The sequence below is a fragment of the Desulfotomaculum sp. 1211_IL3151 genome, from assembly GCF_036763075.1.
Taxonomy (GTDB): domain Bacteria; phylum Bacillota; class Desulfotomaculia; order Desulfotomaculales; family Desulfotomaculaceae; genus Desulfotomaculum.
The window spans coordinates 25,259-46,406 of sequence record NZ_JBAIYV010000063.1; the positions used below are offsets into that span (position 1 = coordinate 25,259).

The 21,148-nt window shown below is 44.0% G+C and carries 18 protein-coding genes; 17 read left to right on the forward strand and 1 reads right to left on the reverse strand.

Annotated elements, in window-relative coordinates:
- Positions 1-48 precede the first annotated feature (48 nt).
- The 17 genes from hpsH to V6C11_RS17930 all read left to right on the forward strand — a co-directional run bounded on the left by hpsH (position 49) and on the right by V6C11_RS17930 (position 21,053).
- Positions 49-981, forward strand: coding sequence for a (2S)-3-sulfopropanediol dehydratase activating enzyme (gene hpsH, locus V6C11_RS17850; RefSeq protein ID WP_333532557.1), 933 nt, complete (start codon positions 49-51; stop codon positions 979-981).
- A 1-nt stretch (position 982) separates the two neighbouring features.
- Positions 983-1,333, forward strand: coding sequence for a DsrE family protein (locus tag V6C11_RS17855; protein ID WP_333532558.1), 351 nt, complete (start codon positions 983-985; stop codon positions 1,331-1,333).
- 78 nt (positions 1,334-1,411) lie between these two features.
- Positions 1,412-2,239: a sulfite exporter TauE/SafE family protein gene (locus V6C11_RS17860; protein ID WP_333532559.1), complete on the forward strand. Its 828-nt coding sequence runs from the start codon at positions 1,412-1,414 to the stop codon at positions 2,237-2,239.
- 234 nt (positions 2,240-2,473) lie between these two features.
- Positions 2,474-4,177 (forward strand): sensor histidine kinase, encoded by a 1,704-nt coding sequence (locus tag V6C11_RS17865; protein WP_333532560.1) that lies wholly within the window; start codon positions 2,474-2,476, stop codon positions 4,175-4,177.
- A 68-nt stretch (positions 4,178-4,245) separates the two neighbouring features.
- Positions 4,246-4,707, forward strand: a complete 462-nt coding sequence (locus tag V6C11_RS17870; protein WP_333532561.1) for a response regulator — start codon at positions 4,246-4,248, stop codon at positions 4,705-4,707.
- Positions 4,700-7,435: a PAS domain S-box protein gene (locus V6C11_RS17875; RefSeq protein WP_333532562.1), complete on the forward strand. Its 2,736-nt coding sequence runs from the start codon at positions 4,700-4,702 to the stop codon at positions 7,433-7,435. The genes V6C11_RS17870 and V6C11_RS17875 overlap by 8 nt, the downstream gene beginning before the upstream one ends.
- A gap of 170 nt (positions 7,436-7,605) precedes the next feature.
- Positions 7,606-9,057, forward strand: coding sequence for a sigma-54-dependent transcriptional regulator (locus V6C11_RS17880; RefSeq protein WP_333532563.1), 1,452 nt, complete (start codon positions 7,606-7,608; stop codon positions 9,055-9,057).
- A gap of 289 nt (positions 9,058-9,346) precedes the next feature.
- Positions 9,347-10,933, forward strand: coding sequence for an HD domain-containing phosphohydrolase (locus tag V6C11_RS17885; protein ID WP_333532564.1), 1,587 nt, complete (start codon positions 9,347-9,349; stop codon positions 10,931-10,933).
- Between the two features lie 17 nt (positions 10,934-10,950).
- Entirely contained in the window at positions 10,951-13,101 is a 2,151-nt protein-coding gene (locus tag V6C11_RS17890) for a chemotaxis protein CheA (RefSeq protein ID WP_333532565.1), read from the forward strand.
- Positions 13,102-13,123: 22 nt separating this feature from the next.
- The gene (locus tag V6C11_RS17895; RefSeq protein ID WP_333532643.1) at positions 13,124-13,600 is read left to right on the forward strand and encodes a chemotaxis protein CheW; all 477 of its coding nucleotides are present in this window, start codon (positions 13,124-13,126) and stop codon (positions 13,598-13,600) included.
- Between the two features lie 18 nt (positions 13,601-13,618).
- Entirely contained in the window at positions 13,619-15,733 is a 2,115-nt protein-coding gene (locus tag V6C11_RS17900) for a methyl-accepting chemotaxis protein (RefSeq protein WP_333532566.1), read from the forward strand.
- 53 nt (positions 15,734-15,786) lie between these two features.
- Entirely contained in the window at positions 15,787-16,611 is an 825-nt protein-coding gene (locus tag V6C11_RS17905) for a CheR family methyltransferase (RefSeq protein ID WP_333532567.1), read from the forward strand.
- Complete coding sequence (locus tag V6C11_RS17910; protein ID WP_442886093.1) at positions 16,608-17,672, forward strand: protein-glutamate methylesterase/protein-glutamine glutaminase; 1,065 nt, start codon at positions 16,608-16,610, stop codon at positions 17,670-17,672. Before V6C11_RS17905 ends, V6C11_RS17910 begins: the two co-directional genes overlap by 4 nt.
- A 59-nt stretch (positions 17,673-17,731) precedes the next feature.
- The gene (locus V6C11_RS17915; protein WP_333532569.1) at positions 17,732-18,097 is read left to right on the forward strand and encodes a response regulator; all 366 of its coding nucleotides are present in this window, start codon (positions 17,732-17,734) and stop codon (positions 18,095-18,097) included.
- An 11-nt stretch (positions 18,098-18,108) separates the two neighbouring features.
- Positions 18,109-18,576: a chemotaxis protein CheX gene (locus V6C11_RS17920; RefSeq protein ID WP_333532570.1), complete on the forward strand. Its 468-nt coding sequence runs from the start codon at positions 18,109-18,111 to the stop codon at positions 18,574-18,576.
- Between the two features lie 2 nt (positions 18,577-18,578).
- On the forward strand, positions 18,579-19,040 hold the full coding sequence (locus V6C11_RS17925; RefSeq protein ID WP_333532572.1) for a chemotaxis protein CheX: 462 nt from the start codon (positions 18,579-18,581) through the stop codon (positions 19,038-19,040).
- Between the two features lie 357 nt (positions 19,041-19,397).
- The gene (locus tag V6C11_RS17930; protein WP_333532573.1) at positions 19,398-21,053 is read left to right on the forward strand and encodes an outer membrane protein assembly factor BamB family protein; all 1,656 of its coding nucleotides are present in this window, start codon (positions 19,398-19,400) and stop codon (positions 21,051-21,053) included.
- Here the strand turns inward: V6C11_RS17930 and V6C11_RS18760 are convergent.
- Positions 21,050-21,106, reverse strand: a complete 57-nt coding sequence (locus tag V6C11_RS18760; RefSeq protein WP_442886099.1) for a hypothetical protein — start codon at positions 21,104-21,106, stop codon at positions 21,050-21,052. The genes V6C11_RS17930 and V6C11_RS18760 overlap by 4 nt on opposite strands.
- Positions 21,107-21,148: the final 42 nt, after the last annotated feature.

Here is a 21,148-nt window from a genome sequence, read left to right on the forward strand (position 1 = left end):
CCTGCTTTGATAGCAGGACTTACAGCCATATTCAGTTAGGAGGCCGCTATGAGCGAAGCCAATGGTTATGATAAAAGTAAATACGGCTATATTTTTAACATCCAGCGATATTCCGTGCATGATGGTCCTGGCATTAGGACCATTGTGTTTTTAAAGGGTTGCCCTCTAAAATGTCAGTGGTGTGCCAACCCTGAATCCCAATTATTACAGCCAGAATTAGCCTTTAATAATAACAAATGCATTGGCACGAAGGATTGTCAGTACTGCTTTAAGGTCTGTGCCCAAGGTGCCATTAAGGAAAAAGAAAATAAAATCATGGTGGACAGAGAGGCCTGCAATCACTGCGGGGAGTGTGCGGAAGCTTGTCCAGCCAAGGCTTTAACGATGTATGGCAACTTGAAGAGTGTGCAAGAAGTTTTAGATATGGTAGAGCAGGATGGCAATTTCTACTCCCGGTCCGGCGGAGGAATAACCCTCAGTGGTGGTGAACCAATCCTGCAATCGGATTTTGCCATTGGTCTATTAAAAGAAGCAAAAAGAAGAAGAATCAATACTGCCATTGAAACCTGTGGTTATGCAGACTGGACGAAGTTAGAAGAAGTATGTCAATATGTTGATACCCTATTATTTGATATAAAAAGTATGGATGCTGTCAAGCATAAACAATACACAGGTGTTAGCAATGATATTATTTTAGATAACTTTAAAAAGCTGTGTGAAGAATTTCCGGGCAAGAGTATTCTGGTAAGGACACCGGTCATTCCAGGGTTTAATGATACAGAGGCAGATATTTTAGCGATAATTAATTTTATTAAAGGAAATCCTAATGTAAAGTATGAATTGTTGGCTTACCATCGTTTAGGTGAACAGAAGTACTCCTATATCGGTAAAGAATATTTACTGCATGGGGTTACGCCTCTTCAGGAAGAACGTATCCTTGCTTTGAAAAAGCTGGCAAAAGAGAAAATGCAGGAGGTATAGTATGGCTGACCATAAAGTATTATTTCATGTATCTGACAACGAAATTTGGCCCGGAGTCCTAGCAAATATCACGAACTTTCTTAAAGATGTAGGGCCCCAGGAAGCCGAAGTGGAGGTAGTTGTCAATTCGGCAGCGGTGAATACCTTTTACCAAACAGAGGAAAAGAAGGAAATCTTAGCTAGGATGGCAGAGCTTAATGACGTTGGCGTAGTATTTAAGGCCTGCAGAAATTCCCTTCGGTCCTTTGACCTTGACGAAGGTCAAAGGCCAAATTTTGTCGAGGTAATTCCTGCGGGTATTACCGAGCTTGTAAAGAAACAGGCCGATGGCTTTGGCTATATCAGACCTTAGTAGTTACTTTTTAAGGGGTAGTGCAAATGACTACCCCTTAGCCTATGGGGGTATTTCACAAATAAGTGGTGATGAAAAATGCATGAATTGATTTATGCTTCTGTAATTGTTTTTATTGCCTCTGCCCTACAATCCATTACAGGATCAGGGTTTGCCATCATGGCAGGGCCTTTTCTATTGATTTTATATAATTCTCAGGAAAGTATCCAAGTCAGTATCCTGCTTTCCTTTTTAATAGCTGTCGTATTAACACCGAAAATAAAGCAGCATATTGATTACAGGATTTTAAAGCAACTCATCGTTGGGAGTATTTTTGGGGTTCCCATTGGGGTAGCATTCTTTGCCTATGCACCATTAGAAACCTTGAAAATCACCATAGCCATTGTTGTTTTGTCCCTTACCATGCTTTCTTTGTATAAATACTATCAGGAGTTTATTGTAAAGGGCACGAATCAATTAGCGATTGCAACGGATGCAAGTGACGTAGGAATGATCGATAAATCACCGGCCAATAGGCCAAACGATAGGACTTTTCTAGATGTAGTTCAAAAATGCCAGGAAATATTGGTGGGATTTTTTGCGGGAGCCTTAACTACCAGTGTTAATATGCCCGGTGTGCCTACTTCCCTGTACTTTAATCATGGTAATTTTAAAAATGAGGTTGTCCGAAGTACAACCCTTGGTTTCTTTATCGTTGTTTATATGACGGGAATGGCGATGCAATTTGTTACCGTGGGAGTAAGTCCACAGGTTTTTACTCTTTCGGGATATTTAATGCCATCCGTTATTCTGGGCATTATTGTTGGCAATCTGCTGTTTAAAAAAATAAATCGCAGCATGTTTCAACTGATGACAAATGCAATGTTATTATTGATGGGAATTTACATTTTAGTTAAATCATTATAAGGCAAGGCAAGATGATTGATATATATTGGTCCCCTGCTAATTAGAGGTATAATTTAGCAGGGGCCTTTGTGTTTTTTACAGTATTCAAATATTACAAGTTGATTTAAAATTCTTAATAAAAAAGTAACTTTTAGAAGGGAAAAGGATGTGAAACAGGGAACGTACATACTATCCTAGGACAAAAGTTGCAAATTATATTTTAATAACAGACAGGTTCGAGTTAGGAGGATCCGTATGAACTGGCTGGCACCCTCGGCTTTGGCGGGATTATTATGTACCTTAGTCTTAGTGTCCCTGTATTGGTATATTTATAGTCAAGAGCGGCAGAAATATCTGGCCATTTGGGCCATTGCCTGGACGATTTATGTATTTCGCTTAATCTATGATCTGTTTATTATCTATGCTAACATCCCCACCTATTACCTCCACGGGGATCAACTGCCCTGTATCCTAAGTGCCCTTTGTTTACTATGGGGTACCTATTCCTTTGTAGGACAGTCTATGAAAAAAGGCTGGGTCATATCCACAGCGTTTTTTAGTAGCTGGCTTATCCTCAGCCTTGTTTTAGAGTTATCCGTTTATTTAGTGGTTATACCAGCTTTTACTTTCATAGCAGTTTTATATTTTTGGAACGGATTTCTTTTCTTAAGTAAGAAACTGCCCGATGGGATTGGTAATGCCATTGTGGGTTGGGCTTTTATTATCTGGTCCCTTCATAAGATTTCTTATCCTTTGCTACAGTCCTTTATTCCTTACCCCTTTTGGCGTTATTTCCTGGCCTCGACCTTAGAGCTAACGGTGGCCGTGGGACTCCTAATGATTTATTTCCAAATGGTAAGAAATAACATAAAAATAAGTGAAGAAAGATTTCGTCTATTGGCAGAAAATGCTCATGATGTTATTTATCGGTTAAGACTGGGTCCTAATCCGAAATTTGATTATGTCAGCCCAGCTACCTTTAATATTACTGGCTATACCCCAGAGGAATATTATGGTGATCCAGACTTAGCCTTTAGGGTAGTTATCCCTGAGGAAAGGGATATATTTAATAATTATCTTCAGACACCGGACTTTACCAAACCACTGCTTTTACGTTGGCAGCATAAGAATGGTCGGGTTATTTGGGTTGAGCATCGCAATGTGCCTGTTTACCGGAAGGGGAGCTTAATCGCTATCGAAGGAATTGGCAGGGATATTACGGAGCTTAAGGAGGCAGAAAATCGACTAAGGGAAAAACAGCAAGAAATACAAAAATATGCTTGGAATTTGGAAAAAAGCAACAAGGAATTGGAACAGTTTGCCTATGTGGTTTCTCATGATTTAAAGGCCCCTCTGCGGGGGATTGCCCATCTCTCCGATTGGATAGAAGAAGAGATGGGTCCAGACCTGCAGGGAGAAGCCAAGAAAATGATGGATCTGTTACGTAAACGGGTGCATCGAATGGAGTCACTAATTGAAGGGATTCTGCAGTATTCCAGAGCCGGGCGGCTCAAAGCTGAAATACGGGAGACGGATCTTAAACGGCTTATCGTGGAAATAATTGATATGCTGCATCTCCCAGCAGGTTTTATTGTGGCTACGGCAGCCAATTTGCCCATTATCAAAACAGATCGCACCAAGCTAATTCAGGTACTGGCAAACCTAATTGGCAATGCCGTTAAGCATCATGATCAACCAAAGGGTCGAATAAGCATTGCGGTGGAGGATAAAGGGGACTTTTATCAATTTTCAGTGGCGGATGATGGGCCAGGCATTGCACCGGAATATCACGGTAAAATTTTTGAACTTTTTCAAACCCTATGTCCCAAAGATGAAGCAGAAAATACAGGGGTTGGTCTTGCTATCGTTAAAAAAATCATTGAAAGCCAAAAAGGCGAATTGCGACTGTTTTCCGATGGAGGCCGTGGTACGACATTCCAGTTTACATGGCCCAAATAGCCTTTGCTTTTAGCGTAGGCTTTTGTGCAAATAGCCAATGGTTAATGACTAAATAGAGGGTGGAGTAGATGATGAGAGATAAAAACCTACGTATTTTACTGGTAGAAGATGATGAAGTGGATATCATGGCTGTAAAAAGGGCCTTTCAAAAGAATAATATCACCAATCCCCTTGACATAGCCCGCAATGGAGTGGAAGCCTTGGCGATGTTAAGAGGAGATAATGTACCTCTACCAAGTATTGCTTTATTGGACATCAACATGCCTAAAATGAACGGTATTGAACTATTGCGGGAAATAAGAAATGATCAGAGTCTAAAGACGATTCCAGTTATTGTATTAACCACCTCGGATGAAGAAAGGGATATTATCGATGCCTATAATTATAATGTAGCAGGCTATATCGTAAAACCCCTTTCCCTGCCAAAGTTTGTGGAGGCCATCTCTGTTCTTGACCTATACTGGACCCTAAGTGAATTACCTGCGAACAAAGTAAAGCAATCAAGTATAAGGAAGGATTTACATGAGTGAGCAAATAAAAATCCTTGTCATTGATGACGACCAAGTGGATCGAATGGCTATCGGTCGCATGTTAAGAACATCAGAATTTAATTTGGAGGTTACCGAAGCCAGTGACGGCGTGACAGCACTGGTTTTACTCAAGGAAAAAGATTTTGATTGTGTTTTTATTGATTATCGATTGCCCGGGGAAAATGGTTTACAAATACTACAAAAAATTAAGGCGGTCAATTCGAGCGTTCCTGTGGTCATGCTGACTGGTTATGGGGACGAACAAACAGCGGTGGAAATAATGAAAGCCGGTGCCTCAGACTACCTTGCAAAGGACAGAATTTCCCCTGAATCTCTGAAGCAAAGCCTGCGTTATGCCCTGCGTGTAAGCAGGGCGGAGGAGCAAGCAAGATTAGCCGAAAAGTCCATGCGCCAAAACGAGGTCAGGATGCGGGCGATTTTCGAAGGTTCCTTTGATGCCATCATTACCTTTGATAATCAAGGGGAAATAAAAACCTTTAATCCTGCTGCGGAGAAGATGTTTGGCTATAGCCAGGCAGAGATACGACATCAAGCCATTTATTTGCTGATGGGATATGTCTCATTTAATCAACTGAAAACAGAGGGAAAGGGTATCATTACTGAGACCACCGGACGAAGAAAGGATGGCAGTTGCTTTATCGCAGAGCTATCCTTGAATAAAAAGACAATTGAACCAAAGGAAAGATTTGTCTGTGTGGTTCGGGACATTACCCAAAGAAAATGGCTTGAGTTCCAAGATGTTTTGTTATACCAAATGGCCATGATGGTCTTGGCAGAAAAACCCTTGGATCAAATTCTTGATTTTATCTGTGATCAACTGTCCCGTTTGCTGGATATTAAACTTGCTTGGATTGTCCTCAAGGAACCGGACGGATCTGTCCGCATTGGTGCCAAGGCCGGTGCCATCGAGGCAGACTTATATACACATTTTTTCATCTGGGAAAATCTTTTAGAAGGTCGGGACCCTTGTACCCAGGCCATCGAATCCGGCCAAACGCAGTTATTGACGACCAATGAGGTACGTGGTATTTGGCAGGAACAACTAACTTCCTGTGGCATTCGTTCCATGGCTGGTTTTCCTTTGCTTATCGGTAGGCAAGTGATTGGTGTCCTGGGAATTTACAGTGACCAAGTAAGCTATTTCACCAGGGAACGCAACCATTCCTTTGAAAATATTGCCGGACAACTGGCCATTGCCATCCATGATGCTTCATCCCGACAACAGCTAAAGCTTTTAACGAAAGTTATGGAAGCTGCCGCTAACGCCATTGTCATAACTGACCCGGCCGGCGATATTCAATGGGTGAATCCTGCCTTTTGTAATCTCACTGGTTATTCCCAATGGGAGGTGTTGGGGGAAAATTCCCGCCTCTTAAAATCTGGGCTGCAGGATCGCGCCTTTTATCAAGAACTTTGGGAACATATCCTGTGTGGTCATGTCTGGCAGGGGGAAATGATTAACAGGCGCAAGGACGGAACTTTATACGCCGAAGAGATGACCATCACTCCGGTACGGGATGAGCAGGGGATGATTGCCAATTTTATTGCCATTAAACAAGATATTTCTGTGCGCAAAAGGGCAGAAGAAGTGCTGCAGCGTTATCATCTTTTGTTTAAGAGTGTCAATGATATTATTTTGATGATGGATACAGAGGGGAAAATACTTGAGGCCAATGAAGCGGCAGAAAAGATCTATGGTTACTCCCGGCAGGAACTTCTTGCCTTAAAGATTATCGATTTACGTGCGTCGGAAGATATGCGAAATTATGATGAACAGTTTCGCAGGTCCTTTGGCGGCGAGTTTTTATTTGAGACCATGCACCGTCGAAAGGATGGCAGTTGTTTTCCGGTGGAAGTGAGCTCACTGGGAGTCACCCAGGTGGCCGGCAGTTCCCTTTTATTAAGTGTGATTCGTGACATCTCACAAAGAAAAAGGGCAGAGGCGGAGATGCTGGAGACCCAGGAAAGACTGGCCAGGGTAGAAAGGCTAGCTTCCCTTGGCACGATGGCTGCGGGCATTGCCCATGAAATTAATCAGCCCCTAAATTCCCTTAAGGTAATAGCAGACGGTATGATTTATTGGCACAACAGGGGACGGGTTATGGATGTTGCAAGAACAATGACCAATATTCAAAAGATCTCTGCCCAGGCCAGCCGCATCGATGATATTATCAAACACATGCGTTCCTTTGTCCGAACAGAAAAACTGAACAGTGTTGCCCCTTGTAATTTAAATGATGCGGTGGAGGGTGCATTGGCGATGGTTGGCAAACAACTGTCATCCCATGGTATTCACGTTGTAAAGAAAACACAAAGTAATCTTCCCCCTATACTGGGTCAGGAAACCAGGTTGGAGGAAGTTGTTATTAACCTTTTAATCAATGCCATGCAGTCCCTGGATACGGTGAATCAGAGTACGAAGGAAATTATCTGTGCCACCTGGGCCGAAGATAAGGTAATCCTGGAAGTAAGTGACAATGGGCCAGGCATCAAAGATGAGGACAGGAAAAGGATTTTTGACCCCTTCTTTACCACCAAACCTGCGGGAGTGGGTATGGGACTGGGTTTAGCCATCATCCATACGATTGTACATTCCTTGGGCGGCCAAGTTTATTGTAAGGAACAGTCTGGGGCAGGTGCCGTCTTTCGAGTGGAGTTTCCTTTCCTTAACGATGGACCCAGATGCACCTGGGTATCCAGTCATTAGCCTTTCGCTTTTAGCGATTAACCAGGTCATCCGGTGTGATAGCGGAGGGTCTTTTCTTTCCTTGGCTGGTTATTTCGCTGTGGTTCAGGATGACACAAAGTTTTAATTCGTTGCTAGGGCTGTTAGCGGTAGAAGTGCTGACAGCTAACAACAAAGCAGGAGGGGTGAAAGTGAATATACTGCTGGTGGATGACGACCGGGACAGCAGGGCCGGGGTGGCTGATTTTTTGTGTGAAATGGGACACCATGTGACGGAGTGCGGCAACGGGGAAGAAGCCCTCGGGTTTTTGGCCAGGGGTCATTTTCCCATGGTCTTATCGGACATAAAAATGCCCAAAATGTCTGGGTTAGACTTCCTTAGACAAGTAGCACAAACCCCTCTGAAAAGCAATACGAACGTGGTGCTTTTTACCGGCCATGGAGATATGGAGACAGCCATCTCAGCCCTTCGGGCAGGGGCCTATGACTACTTATTAAAGCCCATCAATATAGAGGAACTGGCAGTCATAACCGAACGGATTGCCGAACACCAAGCCCTCATCGAAGAAAATACTGTTTTGACCAAACACTTTCAGGAAAAATTGCAGGATGAGACGGAGGCAACCCGCAGGGAATTGGTGCAATTAAAAAAGACCCTGGCCCAATCCATCGGCATGGCTGGTATCGGCTTTTTCTCCCAGGAAATGATCCGGTTGGTGGATCAGGCTCATAAATATCATACAGACCGTACCATTCCGGTGCTTATTCAAGGAGAAACCGGCAGTGGCAAAGAAGTTATTGCCAGGATCATTCACTATGGCGGCATCAATGAAATGTTGCCCTTTGTGGACATTAACTGTGCAGCCCTGACACCAAGTTTATTTGAAAGTGAATTGTTCGGCTACGAAGCGGGGGCCTTTACCGGGGGTCTGGCCAAGGGACAAAGGGGTAAGTTTGATCTCGCCCAGGGAGGGACCATCTTTCTTGACGAAGTGGCGGAAATTCCCCTGGAACTGCAGGGAAAACTACTGCGTGTGATGCAGGAAAGGGAGTATTATCGGGTTGGCGGTCTAAAAAAAGTAAAGGTTGATGTGAGGGTAATCTGTGCCACCAATGTCGATTTAAAAAGCAGGGTAGAGGAAGGGAAGTTTAGAGAAGATCTGTATTATCGCCTAAAAATAGGTTATATGCAACTTCCTCCACTAAGGGAAAGGGTGGCAGATATCCTACCCCTGGCCAAACTCTTTTTGGATAAGTTTGCCAAAGAAAAGGGTAAAGGGTTTAAAAGGATTGGAACTGCAGCGGCCAAGTTGTTGGAAAACTACCCCTGGCCAGGCAATGTCCGTGAATTACGAAATGCCATTGAGTGGGCGGTTTTTATGTACAATGACGAAACCTTGCAATCCTCTCACTTAGGTTTACTAACCCCCGAGAATACGATGCTCACACCCAGTCAAAACACGATCGGGCAGCAGCTCAACCCCAAGGAATTTACTCTGCCCAAGGAACCCTTTTCCTTAGAGGAATACATGAATAGGATCATTGTCAAAGCATTGGAAATGCACGGCGGTAATCGAACAAAAACCGCCCGCTACCTGGATATATCCCGCCGCGTACTCTATGGTCGAATGCAAAAGCTATAAATGAACCACCCTGCACAAGTGAACCCTTTGGTGTACCAAAGGGTTCACTTGTTTTTTCTTACATGAAAAAGAAATGTCATCCTGAGTGACAGCGAAGGATCTTAGGGCTAGCTTTTCAATGATGGAAAAGATCCTTCGCTACCGCTCAGGATGACCTAGATAGCGGTTTTAAATCCCAAGGCGCATGGCCATTTTTCAGGATAGCTAAAAACGAACGGCTAACAACAAAATCGGCATGGTTTTTGCTTTGAATAGTTAAACAGCAATAACGGACAAGGGAAGTGAGGCAGTGGCAAAGGAAATTCACCATATCCTAAAACCCTATCATCTAAGTTTAGATATCCACAATACATCTCCTTTAGATTTATTTAACCGACAAGGTCAGCCGATTTTGCTAAAAGGAGAAAAGGTTACTTCAGAAATTCAGGATATGTTTAAGAATAAAGAATTATATGTTTTGCATGGTGCATGGCAGGAATTTCAGAGAAGGATATGTCAGCTACCCTACATTAAAAAGGGCATAGACTATGACGATACACCGGAAAATCTAATGGCCCATTCAGCCCAACGGATGCGAGGACTTTACCAAGAAGCTAAATTGGTCAATCAGCAAAGGCTGGGGGATGCCAACAATGTGGTGGATGATGTTAGAAGCTGTATACGGAAGAATTCAAAATTAAGAATGTACTTTGATATGCTTCATGAGCATGACCCTTATACCTATGTGCATTCCATTAATGTGGCTTTATTAGCTGTTCTGATTGGCATGGAGATGGCGTTTAATCGTCAAGGTCTGACTGATTTGGCCGCTGGGGCTTTAATGCATGATTTGGGGAAATTACTGGTGCCCAAGGAAATTTTAAATAAACCGGGGGGCCTAACCCCGGACGAATTTTCCATTATAAGAAAACACCCGCTGATAGGAATGAACATCGTTATGCCTTTGTTAGATACAAAGGAACATATAACTACCGTGCGCCAACATCATGAAAGATGGGACGGCAAGGGGTATCCAGATGGATTGCAGGGGGATGAAATTCACCCCAATGCCCAAATCATAGCTGTTGCCGATGTTTTCGATGCCTTAACCACGGACCGGCCCTACCGATCTGGTTTTCCACCCTACCATGCAGTGGAAATTATTTTGAAGGGTGAAGGGCAGGAGTTTTCCCCCCGGGTGGTGCAGGCCTTCCTGCAAACAGTCGTCTTATATCCGGAGAATACCATGGTTACTTTAAATACCGGGGAAGTGGGGATGGTGGTGGGAATACCCACAAGAGCACCCACCAGGCCCAGGGTCAAAATTATTTATTCACCCTACGAGCAGAGTTCGGAGCACAACAAAATAATTGACTTACAGCAAAATACTGGTTGTATTGTCAGTACGGTAAAGTATGGGGGGATTCGAATGAAATTTATGTTGATTGATGATGATCGTGACTGTTTGGATGGTTTGGTCAGTGCTCTTGAACCCACAGGTCATGAATTAAACGTGTTTACTGTACCGGAGGAAGCTATAAAAGACTACTTGGAAAACTCCTATGATGTTGTCATTACTGACATGAAAATGCCTGGCATGACTGGTATCGAGGTATTAAAGGCCATTCGGCAATTGGATCAGGATGCTAAGGTCATCATTCTTACCGGCTATGGTGATGCTGAAACGGCCATTGCAGCAGTTAATCATGGGGCCTATGCTTTTTTTGGCAAACCAGTGGTGATTGAGGAGCTTTTGGCAACAATAGAAAAAATCGGTGATGAGGCAGAGGTAAGAAAACAAACCAAAGAGGAACAGGAGCGAATGGCTCAGGAGTTTAACAAGCTTAAAAGGGCCTATGAGGAACTGCAGGCACTGCTGCGGGAAAAAGAGCGATAGAGAAAGGAGGAGGAGAGATGGGTGAAGACCAGGAACGCATTGAGATGATTGGTGATTTTGTAGCCGAAAGCAGAGAATTGCTGGAGGAAATAGAACCACAGATCATCGCTATGGAAGAACATGTTTCTCATGCGGGAATGGTGGATGATGAGATTTTAAACAGCATCTTTAGGCTTTTTCATTCCATTAAAGGTATGGCCTCCTTTCTAGACCTGCAAACGGTGATTAATGTCACACATGAAGCAGAAACCCTGCTGGATATTTTCCGCAAAGGAAAAGCCAGCCTGGCACCGGGTCATATTGAGCTGCTTTATAAAACCGGCGATTTTATCAAGGGGCTGCTGAATACCATTGAACAGCAACTTTCAGATGGGGGTTTGGAAAACGAGGCCAGGGGCATAATTGGCGAGATTCAACAGACGATTCAAGGTATCGCGGCAAAGGCTGATCCGGCGGAGGAACCAGAAGAACAAAGTCCCCCCGATCCCGCAGCATGGATCTTTACCATAACCCCAGAAATGATTAAACGATTCATCGAGGACGGGTGGGAGATCCTGGAAGAAGCTGAAACTTCATTATTACAGCTTGAGAATAAACCCAATCATTATCCACTGCTGGAGCAGATCTTTCGTTCCTTTCATAGTTTTAAAGGGAATGCCGGTTTTCTTGGTTTTAGTGATTTGGAACAAGTCAGCCACGGGGCTGAAAATACGCTTAACGAAATGCTGGAGGGTCAGGTAACCGTAAACAATGAGGCAATTTCAGAATTACTTAAGACCATTGATAGCCTGAGGGATCGTTTGGGTAAAGTTGTTGTCCCCTATGAACAAAAGATAGCCAAAGAGGATGATTTGGTGGGAGAACAGGCGGAGTCAAGCTCCCTTCTTGAGCAGCAGCAGGTATTGGTGGAAGCAGAAAGACTACCTACCAATGGCAATGTTACCGGTGGTGCTGACCCAAACAAGAATGTCACTAACAACATTCAACAGGCCATTCGAGTGGATGTGGAAAAGCTAGATACACTGTTAGATTTGGTGGGGGAGATGGTTATCTCTGCGGCAATGGTTTCCCATAATCCCGATCTCCAGGGACTTCAGTTGGATCGATTTGAAAAGGCCATTAGCCATCTTAATAAAATCACACGGGATATTCAAGACGTATCCATGAGCCTGCGGATGGTGCCTTTGGCCGGGATTTTTCGCAAAATGGTTCGGGTAGTAAGGGATGTTTCGAATAAAATGCATAAAAAAGCAACCCTGGAAATTATTGGTGAGGATACCGAGGTTGATAAAACCATCATTGAGCAAATTTCAGACCCCTTGGTCCATATCATGCGTAATGCTGTGGATCACGGCCTTGAATCCCCCGAACAACGTAGGGCTGTCGGAAAACCTGAAACCGGGCGAGTCATTTTAGAGGCAAGACACACAGGTGGTGAGGTTTGGATTTTGATCAGGGATGATGGCAAAGGATTAAATCGAGAAAGAATTTTAAACAAAGCCATTGAACGCGGTTTGCTTCTTAATGAACGCCAGGATTTAAAAGATGAAGAGGTTTGGAAACTTATATTTGAACCGGGGCTAACTACCGTCGCTGAGATATCAGCCATTTCCGGCCGGGGTGTTGGCATGGATGTAGTAAGGCAAAATATTGAAAAGCTGCGGGGACGCATTGAAATACGCAGTACACCTGGCCAGGGAACCCTGTTTATTATCCGCATACCCTTAACCTTGGCCATTATTGAAGGAATGGTGGTGCGGGTGGGTAAGGCCATGTATACCTTCCCCATTGCCTCCATTAAGGAATGTTTTCAACCCAAGGGCAGTCAAATCGTGGTGAACCCGGATGGCTTAGAAGTTGTGAATATCCGTGGCGAATTACTGCCAGTTATCCGACTGCATCAGCTTTACAAAGTTCAGCCGACCTTTGAGGGATTAACCGAAGGTATATTAATTGTTATGGAAAGCGAAGACCAGAAATGTTGCCTATTTGTGGATGAACTAATTGGTCAACAACAAATTGTTATTAAACCCCTTCCACCGGCTCTGGGGAATATCAGGGGGGTCTCTGGGATGGCAATCTTGGGGGATGGGGAAGTCAGTATGATCTTGGATATAGCCAATTTAATGGTTTCCACTGAGGATCTGCTGGGAATTAAAACCGAATAAGAAAGAAGGCGAAAGGATGGCTATGAAGGATAAATTAGATTTGGATCTTCTGCAAGAGGAGGATGATTTAGAGGATACCCAAGAGGGGAAATACCTTACCTTTCTCCTGATTAATGAAGAATACGGTTTAGAAATTCAGTATGTCACGGAAATCATCGGTATTCAAAGAATCACCGAGGTTCCCGACGTACCTGAATATATCAAAGGAGTCATAAACCTACGGGGCAAAGTGATTCCGGTAATGGATGTGCGTTTGCGCTTTGGTGCGGCAGTGAGGGAGTATGATGAACGAACCTGTATTATCGTAATTCAGGTAAAAGGTCAGCCAATGGGGTTAATTGTAGACCGTGTATCAGAGGTGCTGGATATACCAAAACAGGATATTGAACCAGCACCCAGTATGCGACGGAGCAGGGAAAATAGGTACATTCAGGGTATGGGGAAAGTCGGGGAACAAGTCAAGCTGCTGCTGGATGTGGAGAAACTCCTGGAGGAATAAAAATAGGAGGCTAGACCTATGAACTGGTTTTATAATTTAAAAATTGCTACCAAATTAACCATTGCTTTTATTATCGTGGCTCTTGTTGCAGGTATTATTGGTTATATCGGCATTAGTAATATCAAAAAAATTAACGAAGCTGACAATAATATGTATGAAAAAATGACAGCACCCATGGGTAATATGGCTGAAATGTCCACCGCCTTTCAACGTATTCGGGTAAATACCAGAGACATTATTATATCGAATTCACCGGCGGAAATCCAAGAACGTAGTAACAGGATTAAGGATTATTTTGCCACCATTGATAAAAATATTTCAGAAGTAGAAAAAACCATTCTAACCGAGGAAGGAAAAGAATTATTCAGGAAATATTATGAAGTGGATCGGGTCTTTCGTTCTGAAACAGACAGGCTGATTCAATTGGCCATGGCCGATCAGGATGCGGAGGCGCTGGCGGTAATAAGTGAAAATGGAACCCATGGGAAAGCGGCCAGAGAAGAATTAGATATTATCAATCGAATTATGGAAATCAAAATTGAAATGGCCAAGGAGACCGCTGAGGAAAACAGCAGCATTGCCGCCAGTGCCGTGACTTCAATGCTTATTATCATTCTGGTGGGTGTACTGATCTCCATTGGTCTAGGGTTATTCATTGCCCGGATTATTAGCAGACCGATTAAGGAATTGGCAGCAGCGGCAGATAAACTGGCTCTGGGAGATGTAAATGTTGATGTTAAAGCCACTGCCAAAGATGAAGTAGGTATGCTGGCAGCTTCCTTTAAGTCCATGGCAGAAAATATTAAATGCCAGTCATTGGCCTTAGCAAAGGTGGCCGAAGGGGATTTATCTGTACAAGTAAAGGTAAGTTCGGAAAATGATGTTTTAGGAAAGAATCTTAGCTTAATGGTAAATACCATTAAGGAATTGGTGGAGGAAAGCAATTTATTAGTCCAAGCCGCAGTGGAGGGACGACTGGAAACCAGAGGCCAGGCAGCTAAATTCAAAGGTGGTTATTATGAAATAGTCAAGGGTGTTAATGATACTTTGGATGCTGTCCTTAGACCTATCAACGAGGCGGTTGCCTGCTTACAGGAAATGGCCAAGGGCAACCTTGATACCAATGTAAACGGAGATTACCTGGGTGACCATGCCATGATCAAAGAGGCCCTTAACAGTACCATCGATTCCATCAATCAGATCCTAAGTCAAGTGACAGTGGCGGTGGATCAGGTGGCCGCAGGGTCCCGGCAGATATCCGAAGCCAGCCAAGCCCTATCCCAGGGGGCCACTGAATCTGCCAGTGCCGTTGAACAAATTTCATCCTCCATGCAGGAAATGGCTTCACAAACCAGCCAAAATGCTGAAAATGCCATGCAGGCTAATCAACTGGCTGTTCTGGCCAAAGACAATGCGGAAAACGGCAATCAAAAGATGGTGCAAATGGTTAAGGCCATGACCGATATTAATGAATCAGCCAATGGAATATCCAAAATCATCAAAGTCATCGATGAGATTGCTTTCCAAACCAACCTATTGGCCCTCAACGCCGCAGTGGAAGCAGCTCGGGCAGGTAAACACGGCAAGGGCTTCACGGTGGTGGCGGAGGAAGTGCGCAATCTGGCCCAACGCAGTGCCAAGGCTGCTAAGGAAACCACGGAAATGATTGAGGATTCCATCAAAAGGACGGAGGTAGGAACACAAATTGCCCAGGATACTTCAAAATCCTTAGAGGGCATCGTCAACGGAGCCACCAAGGTCACTGATTTAATCAGTGAGATAGCCGCGGCCTCCAAGGAACAGGCCCAGGGCATCGGTCAAATCAACGCTGGCCTCAGCCAAGTAGATCAAGTTACCCAACAAAACACCGCCAGTGCTGAGCAATCCGCCGCCGCCGGTGAGGAATTATCCGGTCAGGCAGTGAACCTGAAAGAGATGCTGGGGCACTTCAGACTTAGCCGAAAGAGTCAAGGAAACCCAACCCTAATGAACACATCCGTTGGGATTGTATCTGGGAGGCAAAGCAGTAAAAAAAATAAAGTAGAACCGAGCCAAACGGGACAGGAAAAGAAAAACCTGGTTAGGCCACAAGATATCATATCCTTAGACGATAGCGATTTTGGTAAGTTTTAATGTAAGTACTCTGTGGTATCTATGGGTTGTTTAAACCGGAAGGGGCTAAAGGGATGAAAAATCTTCAGTTGACCGATGAGGAGTTTCGTCTCCTAAGTAACTTGGTATATAAAAGCTTTGGTATTAATATTACCTTGGAAAAAAGATCCTTGCTCATTGATCGACTGCTGAAAACAGTCTATGAAGGTGGCTTTGCAAGCTTTAAGGCCTACTATGACTATGTGGTAAAGGATCCATCGGGTCAAGCCCTTTTACATCTGGCAGATAAATTATCCACCAACTATACTTACTTTTTTAGAGAGTTTGAGCACTTTCAATTTTTACAAGAAGTGGTACTTCCCAGGCTGGTAGAAAAGAATCGTCATTCTAAAAGAATTAGGATTTGGTCTGCTGGTTGTTCATCCGGGGAAGAGCCCTATACCCTGGCCATGCTAATAAAGGAGTTTTTTGGCTGGGAAATAAATAAATGGGACATTGGTATTTTGGCCACGGATATTTCCAGCAGTGCCCTGACCAAGGCCATTGCTGGAAATTACACCGGAGCCCAACTGCAACAGGTTCCCCCCATGTACCGTATCCGTTACTTTAAACCTGATGCGGCGGGTAATTGGCTGGTTAGCCAAGAACTTAAAGAATTAATTTTATTTCGTCGGCTGAATTTGACCAATGAGAGCTATCCATTTAAAGGGCTCTTTGATGTTATCCTTTGCCGAAATGTCATGATTTATTTTGATAATGCTACTCGAATCGCCATTATCGAGCGATTTCATCGGTATACAGAACCAGAAGGCTATTTATTTATCAGCCACTCAGAATCACTGGGACAGTCCAACAACCTTTATCGGTTTATTCAACCGGCCATCTACCAGAAGAGATGATTAGGAATGGGGATGATGCAGTGAAGGCCATTAAAGTTTTGGTAGTAGATGACTCCGCATTGGTAAGGGAAATCCTAACCCAGGGCCTGTCAATGGACCCGGAAATTGAAGTGGTTGGTGTTGCCTCCAATCCCTATGTAGCCAGGGATAAGATTATCCGATTAAGGCCTGACGTTTTGACCTTGGATGTGGAAATGCCCAAAATGGATGGTGTGGAATTTTTAAGGCGTCTAATGCCTCAGTATCCATTGCCGGTTGTGGTGGTCAGTGCTTTGGCCAAACAGGGGGCTAAGATTACCCTGGAGGCATTGGCGGCAGGGGCCATTGATTTTGTCACCAAGCCCAGTACGGACATTGCCAGGGGACTCAATGCCATGTTGGGGGAATTGCGCCAGAAAATAAAAATTGCCGCAGCAGCCAATGTGCAGGCCTGGCAGGATAAAAGACCCACGACCCTACCTTCCCGGACCCTCAAGGCAGCTTTGGCTGAATCCACGGATAAGGTGATTGCCATCGGGGCATCCACTGGAGGTACCGAAGCCATCCGAAGAATAATCAAAGCCTTTCCTGCCTCCACTCCTGGCATTGTCATAGTCCAACATATGCCCCCAGGGTTTACCAAACATTTTGCCCAGGGATTAAATGATATCTGTGAGATGGAAGTATTAGAAGCCAAGACCAATGACCGGGTCATGCCGGGCCGGGTGCTTATTGCCCCCGGAGGTAAGCACATGACGGTACGTCGCTCCGGCGGTATGTATCTCGTCACCTGTGAACCGGGGCCCAACGTCAACGGCCATTGCCCTTCGGTGGATGTCCTGTTTCACTCAGTGGCCAAAAATGTAGGTAGCAATGCCGTGGGGGTTATCTTAACCGGCATGGGTCACGACGGGGCCGAGGGGCTTCTGGCCATGCGTCAGTCCGGTGCTCAAACTCTGGCCCAGGATGAGCACAGTTCCGTAGTCTTTGGCATGCCTAAGGTGGCCTATGAAAAAGGAGGTACCGATGTCCTCATCCCCTTAAGTGCTATCCCCAAGGCCATTGCCATGGCCCTGGTTTAGCCTTTAGACGAATGATAAAGGCTAAAAGCCAAAAGTCAATAAGGAAGGAGTGTTTATAAATGGCAAAATTACGTTTGCTTATTGTCGATGACTCTCCGTTTATTCATAAAAATATCAAGAAGGCTTTGCCGGCAGATAAATTTGATATTTGCGGTACAGCCCAAAATGGTAAAGAAGGTATCGATTTATATTTTTCCCTCTATCCCGATGTGGTGACCATGGATATTACCATGCCTATTATGGATGGCCTGGAGGCAGCAGAGGAAATCCTGGCCAAGGATAAAAGAGCTAGGATTATTATGTTAAGTGCCATGGGTGATGAGGAACTAATTGAAAGGGCCAAGGCCCTTGGGGTACGTGCTTTTCTTCAAAAACCCTTTAAAGCAGATGAAATGATGGCATCTATAAGAAGAGTATTTATGTAGCGGAGGACATGATGGGTAATAATTATGTGAACTTTTTTGCCACTGCCCTAAAGGATAACCTCTTGGAAATGGCTCAGCTAAACTGTGATATTGGCGAGCCCCAACCACAGGCGCAAACCTTTATTTCCAGGGGAATGGCAGTTATCTTTGGGATTACAGGGAAAAGACCCGGGCGGATTATTATTGATACCAGTAAAACCACAGCCATTAAACTGAGTCAAATTATTAACGGCGAAGAGGAATTAAATGAAGAAGAAGTAATGGATACAATGGCAGAGTTAGGCAATATCATTTCCGGTCATACCATTACCCATGCCAATAATGCCAATAAGGGTCTTAACCTCATGCTTACTGCCCCCGGTATATTTTGTGGTGAAGATATTTGTATAACCAGTCCCAAAATCCAGTCGGAAATTATCAATGCGGCAACCCCGCTGGGAGAAATCGTGGTAAGTATCGGCTTTGAGGGGGGAAGATAAAAATGGATGCTAAAAAGTATGCTCCCTTTGTGGATGCCTTTGCTGAGATATTACCCCAGTTAGGCTTTCAGGCAGTAAAGCGAGGCAATCTATCCCTCAAGGAAAAACTGATGGCCACCAGAGATATCACAGCCATTGTGGGTCTAACAAAAAAAATCCGAGGCAATGTGGCCTATGGTATGGCCGAAGACACTGCTAAAAATATCGCTTCCATCATGATGGGGGGGATGCCAGTGGAAAATTTTGATGAAATGGCCCAAAGCGCTATCAGTGAGTTAGCGAACATGGTTACAGCCAATGCGGCCATCTCCCTCGAAAACATCGGCCTGGAAACCAATATTTCACCACCCACCCTGGTAGTGGGAAAAAATATCACGGCCAGAATCAGTCAGGTCAAAAGTCTTATGGTGGAAATAATCACAGAGGCTGGGTCGATTGAGATTAATATTGGTTTGGAAATTTAAATCAGCCGTCAGCCTTATTGGCCTTGGGCTTTGGGTCGTGAGCCATGATTTTGCATGGTCCAAGGCTCACGGACCAAGGTCATATTCATTATTGACTCAGACTCTTTTCTATACCATGCAAAGTAGATTATATGATAAGAGAGTGTTGATTGCTGCTAATTAAGTAGTTTTGCAACACTCTCGTAGTTTATTTACTGTAATTTATTTGAATTTTATGTGAGATATTGTCTAAACAGTTTGCCATAGGAGGAACGTAATATTTTGAAGAGAATATGGAATACAATGATAAATCATGACCGGATTCATATACAGATAAAAGTAAGTTTTTAAAAAATTATATGGAAGAAGTTGGTTTTGATGTTTGGGTATAAAAAGGGAAACCTGTTCTTTATGATGCTGTTAGTAAGCTATACTTTATGGTTAAATCACCTGACAGGTCAACCCATCAAGGCTGAAGCCAATACAACCCATCATACAACAGCAGGATCTGCTGGGCATAATCAGAAGTTCAGCCAAGAACCAGTCCGGTTGACCGATGTCATACATACCAGTAACTCCATATCTGAGAAGCTATTTCATCAAGTAAAGGTTAATGACCAACTGGTTGAAAAATATCAAGATACCCAGCAAATCAACATGGACTCTGATTATAGTAGTTTGGCCGGAGTGACCTGTTTCCGGGGTAATAATTATCGTGACACTGCAAGTTACGGCATTGCGGATATGCATAAGGGCCAGCTAAGGGTAGTTTGGAGCAGACCAATCGGCAGACTGGGTGAATGGACAGGTGTAGGCTGGAATGGGCAACCAGCCATTGTCCAATGGGATGATGAATGGAAAAATAAAATGAATATTTCCCCGGCTAAAAAACAGAGGGAAGGTCTTAAAGAGGTCATTTACGCAACCCTGGATGGCAATGTTTATTTTTTAGATCTTGAAGATGGCGAATACACCAGACCCGTTATTAAAATCCCTGGGCCGGTAAAGGGAAGTGTCTCAGTAGACCCCCGAGGCTTACCGTTACTTTATGTTGGGCAGGGTATTGACAGTTATAATGGGCGTAGGGTAGAAATGGGTTACCGCATTTTTAGCTTACTGGATCAACATCCATTATTCTTTCTACCGGGATATGACCCATTTGCCTACAGAAACTGGGGAGCCTTTGATTCAACTGCTTTGGTAGATAGTAAAACCGATACGATGCTATTGGGTGGGGAAAATGGCATCCTTTATAAGGTGAAATTAAATAGTTTTTATAATGAACAGATTAATCAGATAACCGTCAAGCCAGATATCATCCGGTATCGCTACAAGGTTGTCGATAAGGGTAACCACCAGGGTATCGAAAATTCCGTGGTTATATATAAAAACTACGCCTATTTTGCTGACAATGGCGGGGTATTGCAATGTGTCGATACGAACCAGATGAAACCAGTTTGGGCCAGGGATGTAACGGATGATACAGACAGTACATTGGTACTGGAAGAAGAAGAGCCTCAAAGGGTATTCTTATACACTGCCTGTGAGGTTGACCTACAGGGGAATACTGGCAAATCCTATCTTCGTAAATTTGATGCTTTATCCGGCGAACCCCAGTGGGAAAAACAATACAAATGTTATTTAAACACCCATACCAATGGAGGTGCCTTAGCCACACCCGTGCTGGGTAAGCAGGATATTGCTAATTTGGTTATTTACAACCTGGCACGGTGCGGTACACCCAACGGAGGTCTGCTGGTTGCATTGGATAAAGATTCCGGCGAAGAAGTATGGAAATTAAATCTCCCCAATTACTGTTGGAGTTCGCCGGTTGCCGTGTATGCCCCCAATGGCGAAGGATTCCTTGTGGTCTGTGATTCAGTAGGCAGAATGTATTTTATCAAGGGGAAAACCGGTCAGATCTTTCACTATATATCCCTAGGTGCCAATATTGAAGGCTCCCCGGCAGTTTTTGACAACATGATCGTGGTTGGCACCAGAGGGCAAAAAATCTATGGCGTGTGTATTGATTAACCAAAATGCTGACCATTTTCATAATACTTGTTTTTCTCGAAAGCAGTAAACATAATATCAACATTGGATAACCTGCCCGTTGAATATGGGCGGTT